8 protein-coding genes are annotated in these 7347 nt (G+C 74.6%); 4 read left to right on the top strand and 4 right to left on the bottom strand.

All coding sequences use genetic code 11. The features are described 5' to 3' along the window. Window positions 1-195 precede the first annotated feature (195 nt). Window positions 196-1179, top strand: coding sequence for a serine/threonine-protein kinase (locus tag G3I53_RS10725; RefSeq protein WP_031102034.1), 984 nt, complete (start codon window positions 196-198; stop codon window positions 1177-1179). Between the two features lie 91 nt (window positions 1180-1270). Here the strand turns inward: G3I53_RS10725 and G3I53_RS10720 are convergent, their stop codons facing one another. Beyond that, window positions 1271-2557 carry a streptophobe family protein gene (locus G3I53_RS10720; protein ID WP_031102035.1) on the bottom strand — a complete coding sequence of 429 codons (1287 nt, stop codon included), beginning with the start codon at window positions 2555-2557 and terminating at the stop codon, window positions 1271-1273. A 180-nt stretch (window positions 2558-2737) separates the two neighbouring features. Here G3I53_RS10720 and G3I53_RS10715 point away from each other — a divergent pair, with 180 nt between their 5' ends. Then, entirely contained in the window at window positions 2738-3907 is a 1170-nt protein-coding gene (locus tag G3I53_RS10715) for a DUF6777 domain-containing protein (RefSeq protein WP_164438269.1), read from the top strand. Window positions 3908-3935: 28 nt separating this feature from the next. Here G3I53_RS10715 and G3I53_RS10710 read toward each other — a convergent pair whose 3' ends face one another. Continuing rightward, complete coding sequence (locus G3I53_RS10710) at window positions 3936-4397, bottom strand: PRC-barrel domain-containing protein (RefSeq protein WP_203616868.1); 462 nt, start codon at window positions 4395-4397, stop codon at window positions 3936-3938. Continuing rightward, complete coding sequence (locus tag G3I53_RS10705; protein ID WP_164334376.1) at window positions 4397-4981, bottom strand: PRC-barrel domain-containing protein; 585 nt, start codon at window positions 4979-4981, stop codon at window positions 4397-4399. Before G3I53_RS10705 ends, G3I53_RS10710 begins: the two co-directional genes overlap by 1 nt. A 175-nt stretch (window positions 4982-5156) precedes the next feature. Between G3I53_RS10705 and G3I53_RS10700 the strand changes: the two genes are divergently transcribed. After that, a complete protein-coding gene (locus G3I53_RS10700) occupies window positions 5157-5612 on the top strand; it encodes an ATP-binding protein (protein WP_031101997.1) in 456 nt (151 codons plus the stop codon). A gap of 212 nt (window positions 5613-5824) precedes the next feature. Here the strand turns inward: G3I53_RS10700 and G3I53_RS10695 are convergent, their stop codons facing one another. Continuing rightward, window positions 5825-6712, bottom strand: a complete 888-nt coding sequence (locus G3I53_RS10695; protein ID WP_164334377.1) for an RNA polymerase sigma factor SigF — start codon at window positions 6710-6712, stop codon at window positions 5825-5827. 284 nt (window positions 6713-6996) lie between these two features. On the opposite strand from G3I53_RS10695, the gene G3I53_RS10690 reads away from it, so the two are divergent. Continuing rightward, window positions 6997-7347 (top strand): helix-turn-helix transcriptional regulator (locus tag G3I53_RS10690; protein ID WP_343240591.1); only part of this gene is annotated, 351 nt, incomplete at its 3' end.

Below are 7347 nucleotides of genomic sequence, written 5' to 3'. Positions count from 1 at the left end.
CCCCCGGCCCCACCGAGCCCCCGGCCGACCGTGGGGCGGACGGGCAGGACGGGCAGGACGGGCAGGACGGGCCGGGCGGGCCGGACGGATCCGCTGGGCATCCGCCCACCCGGCTCGTGTCGGGCACCCCCGGGCCGCCGCCCGGGCCGCCCGAGGAGCCCACCCGGGTCGTGTCCCCCGGTGCGGTGACGTCCGATGAGCCGTGACACCAGCCTCTTCGCCGGGCGTCCCGCCGAGCTGACCGGACAGCAGGTCGCCGGCTACCTGATCGAGGACGAGATCGGGCGGGGCGGCATGGCGGTCGTCTACCGGGCCCGGGACCTGCGGCTGGACCGCACCGTGGCGCTGAAGCTGCTCGCCCCGGAACTGGCCCGCAACGACACCTTCCGCCGCCGCTTCACCCACGAGTCCCGCACCGCCGCCGCGATCGACCACCCGCACATCGTGCCGGTGTTCGAGGCGGGGGAGACGGACGGCATCCTGTACATCGCCATGCGGTACGTGGCGGGCAGCGACCTGCGCCATCTCCTGGACCGGGAGGGCCCCTTGCCGCTGCCCACCGCGCTGCGCATCGCCACCCAGGTGGCGTCCGCGCTCGACGCCGCCCACGACCACGGGCTGGTGCACCGCGACGTGAAACCGGGCAACATCCTTGTCTCGCGCGGCACCGACAGCGACCACCCCGAGCACGTCTACCTCACCGACTTCGGGCTCACCAAGAAGTCACTGTCACTGACCGGCTTCACCACCGTCGGCCAGTTCGTCGGCACCCTCGACTACGTCGCGCCCGAGCAGATCTCCGGCCGCCCCGTCGACGCCCGCTGCGACGTGTACGGCTTCGCCTGTGTCGTCCACGAGACGCTCACCGGGCATCCGCCCTTCCGCCGCGACGACGACATGGCGCTGCTGTGGGCCCACCAGTACGACGATCCGCCCCGCCTGACCGCCGACCGGCCCGACCTCGCCCCGCAGACCGACGCCGTCCTCGCCAAGGCCCTCGCCAAGAGCCCCGACGACCGCTACGGCTCCTGCCTGGACTTCGTCGCCGCGCTGCGCACGGCCGCGACCGGCAGCCCCCGTCCCGCCACCCACGTGGCGGCGCGCGTCCCCCGGCCGGAGGAGGGGCCGCCGAAGCGGCCGCCCCGCTGGGCGCACCCGGTGTTCGAACCGCCCGGCTAGCCGCTCCGACGGACGAGGGCGGTCGCGCGGCGGCCGGGGACAGGACCGGAGTCCCTGTCCGGTGCCCTCCGGCACCGTCGCCCCCCGGCGGTCAGGGCCGTTCCGGCGCCGGGCCCGTGTCCGTCTCGCCCCGCCGGCGCACCCGCCGGGCCAGCAGCGCCCCGGCGAAGCCGGTGACCAGACCCCACAGCAGCGCCAGCCCCAGGGCGCTCCACAGCCGGGGCCGCAGCAGCACCTGCCCCGACAGGCCGTCGCCCAGGTCGCCGATGCCGAGGACGGACAGGCCGAGGCGGGCGGAGATCCGGGCCATGAGGCAGATCATCAGCACGGTGAGGGCGAGCGCCACCGCCATGTGCACCGCGTGCTGCCAGGCCCGGATCCGGGCGGGCGACAGGGCCGCCATGACGAAGGCGGTGGTCAGCAGCAGCACCGCGTCCACGACCAGCAGCCACCACACCCGGCCGTCGTACTCGGCGAGCGTGCCCAGGTCGAGCGCGGAGATGTCCGGGGTGCGCAGGACCTCGTCCAGGACGTGCGGCATGGGCAGCCCGAACGGTCCGTCGACCCTGCCGTCCCAGGTGGCCCCGAGGCCGATGGTCAGCGCGAGCCAGGCCACGTTGGGCAGGCCCAGCAGGATCACCGCGAAGGTCTCGGCCGCGTGGCCGCGGGTGACGGCGACCACCAGGGCGATCAGGAGGGCGATGACGACGAAGGCCAGGAGCAGCTGCACCATGGCGTGCGCGGCGGGCCGCACCGATGACTGGAAGCGCAGCAGCCCGCCCGGCAGCGGCGCGCCGCGCGACACCAGCAGGGCCAGCACCAGCACCCCCGCCAGCCAGACCAGGCCGATCAGCACCGTCGGCAGCACGTCGGTGGAGAAGCCGACCTTCGGCCGGACCCCGAAGAGGTCACCGAGGTCCCCGAGCGCCCCCTCCCCGAGGGAGATCTCGAACGTGCGCCGGGCGGCGAACGCCAGGCCGAGCAGGGCGATCAGCCACAGGGCGGCGATCCGGGCGGCCCAGCCGGCCAGCTCCGGCGCCCCGGCGACCGCCCGGTGGCGCAGCGGACGCAGAAAGCCCCAGCCGACGACCAGCGCCCCGGTGAGGGTCACGGACAGCGGAATGACCGTCAGACCCCCTTCGGTTCCGGCCAGTCCGCCGGCGTCGCCGGAGAGTTCCACCGTTCCGCCGACGGCCGTGACCACCGTCGCGGCGACCACGGAGGGGAAGGAGCCGTCCGGCAGGTCCGTGGCCCCGGCCGCCCACAGGCCGAGCGCGGCGACCACGCCCATGGCGAGCAGACCGCCGAGCACGGTGAGGAGGGCCTGGACCCAGCCGTGCCGGGCGACCGCCGGGTCGGAGAGGGTGCGTGACGTCACTCGGTCACGCTAAGCAGGCCCGACGGGCGGCGCCCGCCGGGAGGTCCGTCCGCGTCGGCTTGCGGGCGGCACACCCCCGGAGCACACAATGAACAGGTAGGGCACAAGGCGCAGGCATCGCCTCCGGTATCCGGCGCGATGTGTGACTGCCGCGGACCACCCGCGCGGGAAGAAGAGCTCGTGAGCGTCGAACCCCCGTCCTCAGGCCGGCCCACCGGACCTCCGTCCGGACCGCTGTCCGGCCCCTCGCAGCCTCCCAAGGGTCCGCCGTCCCAGCCGCCGCCCACCGGAGGCGGCTCCTCCGCCGGTCCGCCCGGGCCGGGGCGGCGGCCGTGGTGGCGTTCGGTACCCGGCATCGCGGCGATCGCTGCCGCCGTGGCGGCCGCCGTGATCCTCACCGTGGTGTTCACCCGCTCCGACGGCGGCGGCACCAGCGACCAGGCCGCCGGCGGGGAGGTCTTCCTCCAGTCCGCGAACTCGGAGGGCCCCGACCCGTTCACCGAGTCGACCGCCGAGGACACCTCCGCCCCGACGGTCACCCCGTCCGCGCCCACCGGATCCGCCTCCGCCAACGCGGTGCGCACCGTCGACGGCGGTGCCCCCGGCCTGTACGGGGGCACCCAGGACGCCGCCGCCTGCGACGTGGAGCAGCAGATCCGGTACCTGAAGGAGGTGCCGGCCAAGAACGAGGCGTTCGCCGACGTGGCCGACGTCGCCCCGGGGGACGTGCCCGGCTACCTGCGCTCGCTCACCCCGCTGCAACTGCGCATGGACACCCGCGTCACCAACCACGGGTACCGCGACGGAGCCGCCACCCAGTACCAGGCCGTACTGCAGGCCGGCACCGCCGTCCTGGTGGACGACCGGGGGGTGCCCCGGGTCCGCTGCGCCTGCGGCAACCCGCTGACCGAGCCGGTCGCGCAGTCCTCGCCCCGCCACACCGGCAAGCCGTGGCCCGGGTTCAACGCGTCGAACACCGTCGTGGTGGAGCCGTCGGACCGGCCGGTGAAGAAGTTCGTGGTGCGCGACTCGGACGGCGGCTGGTTCGAGCGGAACCCGGGTGACAAGGGCGGCAAGGACCGCCCGACCGAGCCGCCCGACCACCAGAGCCCTTCGACCGGCCCGACCACCCCCACCTCCCCGCACTCGGACGGGACGACCACCCCTCCCGACGGGCCCACCACCCCGACCGGCCCGCCTACCACCGGCACCGCACCGGACAACGGCGACACCACCCCGACCGGTGAGCCCCCGGCCTCCGAGTCGTCGGCGCCGCCCCCGCCGCCGCCCGCGTCCGACACGCCCGAATCGGCCGGCAGCGTGTCCGCGCCCCCGGTCGTGTCGTCCTAGGTGTGCTGTCCCGGCACGTTGGACGGGGTCAGCCGCGGGGCGCCGGGGGAGGCACCGGCGGCCGGCCGGGACCCGACCGGACGACCAGCGCGTGGTCGCCGAGCCCCCTCAGCCGCCCGGCGGGCAGCGCGCCGCACGTCGTCCGGACCACCTCAAGGCGTCCGGTGGCCGGGTCGAAGGCCGCGTCCAGCACCGTGCCGCGGGCCCGGCCGGCGTCGGTCAGCACCGGTCGTCCGATCAGCTCCCGGTGTTCCGGCGCCGCCACCGGCCCGTCCGGCAGCCGCACCCGGATCCCCTCCGGGCCGACGGCCTGCACCGCGCTCCACGGCAGCACGCTCCCGCCCCGCAGCCGGCCGCGCCGTACCCGCACGTGGGTGACGGCTCCGGCGACCACGTCGAACGTGAGCGCCTCGACCGTGCCGAGCCGCCGCACGCCGCCCCGCGCCCCGGTGACCAGGACGGGCAGTCCCCGCAGCCGGGCGTACGGCATCACCGCGGTGCGCTCCTCGCACGGTCGTGACGCGTCCCGGCCCGGGACAGGAAGCCCGTCAGGTCGTCGGCGACGTAGGCGGTGGCGTGTGCGGGGACGACCAGGGTCCGGCCGGAGACGGACAGCGCCTCGGCCCGCGGCAGATAGGCCCGGTGCCGGTGGTGCCGGGAGCCGCGCACCAGTGCGCGCCCTGCGGCGAGGCGGAAGGCGGCCACCCGGCCGCTGGTGCCGCCCTCGACCAGGACGTCCAGCACGGTGCCCACCGGCTCGCCCTCCTCCGTCACCACCCGGGCCCCCAGCAGCCGCCCGCGCAGGGCGTCCCCCCGTACCGCCGACAGCGGCAGGCCGAGGAGGGCTCGCTCGTCGCGGACCATGACGGCGTCCGGGCCGAGGGCGTACACGGCGGGCCAGGGCAGGCTCTGCCGCAGCGGACCCGACAGCAGGCCCCGGCCGGTGACGGTGAATCCGGTGACGTGTCCGGCCGCGCCGTCGAGGAGGGTGTCCTTGACGTGAGCGACCGCGTCACCGCCCAGGGTGACCACAGGTAGCATCGTCAGGCTCCGCACCGCCATCAGTTCGTTCATGGCCCGTCCTTCCGCCCACCGCACCCGGACCGCGGGCCGGGCGTCCCACGGGTCCGGGCACCGGGTTCCCACGGTGTGCTCAGGCATACACGGGTCAGGGGGACTGCCGCGCCGGACTCGGGGTACGTGGACTGGTGCAGAGCGTCCGGCCAGCCCGGCTTTCAGAGAGAAACGCATGACCGACCACCTGGACGGGGCAGTGATACCGACTGGTTTCGACGTGCCCGTGGAACCGCTGCGGCGGGCCGCACACTTCACCGGCGAGCCCGGATGCATCGCCGAGGCGCGCGCCTTCGCCGCGCTCTTCCTCGAGCAGTTGCGGACCGACTGGTGCGCCACCATCGACCAGCGCGTCGACGGTGCCGTCCTGCTCGTGGTCAGCGAGCTGGTCACCAACGCGGACCGGCACAGCAACGGGCCCTACATCCTGGAGCTGGAGGGCACCGACACCTCGCTCGTCGTCACGGTCTTCGACAGCAGCGTCACCCTGCCCCGGGTGTTCCCGCGCGACCCCGAGCGCGTCGGCCGGCACGGCCTGGAGATCGTCCGCGCCCTGGCCGACAACGTCACCGTGGAACGGGTCCCGGTCGGCAAGTGCGTGCGCGCCGAGCTGAACCTCGCCGACGGCTGAACCCCGACCACCGCGTCTCGTTTCTCTTTCCCGCCCGGTCCGATCCGTTCGACTCGGTCCGCAGGACCGACGGCGTCGTCCACGCCCGTCCGGTGACCCCGCTTCCCTGCCTGAAGCAAGCCCGCAAACGCCGCGGCTGCCGTCCCCCTGCTCCGCGCACATCGCGGGAGGGGGGACGGCAGCCGCAGGAGTCGTCCGGGGAGGCGGTGGGCTCAGGCGCAGCCCAGCTCGCCCAGCATGCCCTCGCGGAGCCGGGTGATGATCCGCTTGATCAGCCGGGAGACGTGCATCTGCGAGCAGCCCAGCTGCCCACCGATCTCCGCCTGGGTGGCCTCCTCGACGAACCGCATGTGGATGATCTGCCGGTCGCGTTCGCTGAGCTCCGCCATCAGCGGGGCCAGGGCGTGGAAGTCCTCGACGAGCCGCAGCCCTTCCTCCTCCACCCCGATGAAGTCCGCCAGGACGGCCTCGCCCTGCTCCGGGCCGTCGCCGGTGAGGGCGGCGTCCAGGGAGGAGGAGTTGTAGCCGTTCGCGGCGATCTGGCCCTCGATGACCTGGTCCTCGGTGATGTTCATCAGCGTGGCGAGCTCGGCGACGGTCGGCTCGCGGTCCAGCCGGCTCGCCAGCTCCTCGCGGGCCTTCGCCAGCTCCACGCGCAGTTCCTGCAGCCGTCGCGGCACGTGCACGGCCCAGGTGGTGTCACGGAAGAAGCGCTTGATCTCGCCGACGATGTACGGCAGCGCGAAGGAGGTGAACTCGACCTCGCGCGAGAGCTCGAACCGGTCGATCGCCTTGATCAGGCCGATCATGCCGGTCTGGACGATGTCCTCCATGTCGTCGCCCCGGCCGCGGAAGCGGCCGGCGGCGAAGCGCACGAGCGACATGTTCATCTCGATGAGGGTGTTGCGCGCGTACTGGTATTCGTGGGTGCCCTCTTCGAGCTCCGTCAGACGGCGGAAGAACTGCCGGGACAGTTCCCGGGCGTCGCGCGGGGCGACCGCCCGCGGGTCGGCCACCCCCGGCAGACCTCCGTCACCCGTACTGGCCTCGGTGTTCTCCTCGACGACCTGCGCCTGCGACCGGATCACGGCGGTCTCCATTACCTCTCCCCACGAGCATCACGGCGGACATGTGCTGGGCTGCCTCGCCCTCAGGACGAGCGGGTACCCCGCATGTGCCCACACATGCACACCGTGTTCCGGACATCTGGCAGCGGGTGCCCACCGCGGGGGAGGACACGCCGTCCGTCCGATGGTACGGGCGTCCGGGCCGGCCGGCAGCCCCGGGGCGGAACCTTGTGTTCCGGCAGGTCGCGGGCCCGGACTTCACTCAGGGCGGAACGCCGCTCCCTTCCCCCCGGCGCCCGGATTCCTAGGCTGAGGGGGTGACGAACCAAGCGCCGAACGACGCCCGGGTCATCCCCCTGCGACCGGCTGCCGCCCGCCCCGCGCCCGCCCCCAGGGAACCTCTGTGGCGGGACCTGGTCGGGGACGTGCTGCGCCGCGAACGGCTGGCCCAGGAACGGACCCTGAAGGACGTCGCCGAAGCGGCCCGGATCTCCATGCCCTATCTGTCGGAGGTGGAACGGGGCCGCAAGGAGGCCTCCTCGGAGGTCCTCGCCGCCGCGGCCCGGGCCCTCGGCCTGGGGCTCGGCGACCTGCTGGTCCGCGTCCACCACGACCTCGCGAGCAGCACCGCCCGGCGGACCGGCGGCGCGGGCCCCGGCGCCGCGGCA

The sequence above is a fragment of the Streptomyces sp. SID14436 genome (assembly GCF_010548465.1).
Classification (GTDB): Bacteria; Actinomycetota; Actinomycetes; order Streptomycetales; family Streptomycetaceae; genus Streptomyces.
This window is presented reverse-complemented; position numbering and strand designations above follow the sequence as displayed.